Here is an 894-nt window from a genome sequence, read left to right as displayed (position 1 = left end):
GCAAGACAGCTTCGCCAGCCCCAATGGCAAGCATCCCCTTGAACATATCGGTACCCACATTACCGAACCAATTCACTAGATGAAAATTATCATTAAAAATAAGCTCATTGGTATTTATGGCTACAGATATAAAGAATGTAGCAACAGCACCTCCCTTATATCCACTAGCTCGACTTTGAGGAGTTAGGCCTAACTGGACAACCTTATAATTATTAAGACGATATTTGTGCCCATTAAATTTAATTCTGACACCATTAACCAATGCATGGCGCATTACTTTATTGCCATTATTCTTTGTCGTTATCGCAATATACTCTTTGCCTTTTGAAGTAAATACTTCGGCCTTTACTCCATAATCACCAAACTGTTTTGCCAAGTCGTAGGCCTTATAAACAGCCGCTCCATACCCCCCAAAATCATTGGCCGAGCTAGCCGCTTCAAGCGTCTTGGTGCCGTCCTTTTCCCAGGAAAAGGTTTCTGCCTTGTCTTTGAGCTCCACAGCCAGCTCCTTGGCCATGTCTTTCAAGGTCGCTGCGGCGTCAGCCAGCGTCAAAATGATCGCCTTCTTGTGGTTGGCCTCCAGCACTTCACGCAACTTATCGCTCAGGTCTTCACCCGTAACAGGGTTGTATGCAGGCCAGACAGGTGCGCCATCGACCCAATACCCTTTGGCAGGCTCGTTCAGCGTCACGCTCCCCCGATCATCAACTAACACCGCAGGCTCTGCCGATGTCAGCTCGCCATCCCGCCAATGCCCTCGCGCCTTCATCGTCCGTTTGAATCGTTCTGGTTCCATGACCACACCTCACTGACTACTCGAAGCCGCCATTCTGCCACAGGGAGCGATCGAGGCCAAAAAAGCGGCAGCATAGGCGGCGATTACATCGATTTCGT

General features: G+C 48.9%; 1 protein-coding gene. It reads right to left on the bottom strand.

All coding sequences use genetic code 11. The features are described from left to right. The coding region (locus tag FO441_RS12490) for a DUF3387 domain-containing protein (protein WP_145290818.1) at positions 1–796 on the bottom strand (796 nt) is incomplete at its 3' end. Positions 797–894 lie beyond the last annotated feature (98 nt).

The organism is Salinicoccus cyprini (assembly GCF_007713705.1).
GTDB lineage: Bacteria > Bacillota > Bacilli > Staphylococcales > Salinicoccaceae > Salinicoccus > Salinicoccus cyprini.
Note: the sequence above shows the minus strand (reverse complement) of the source record. Positions and strands in the feature narration are given on the sequence as shown.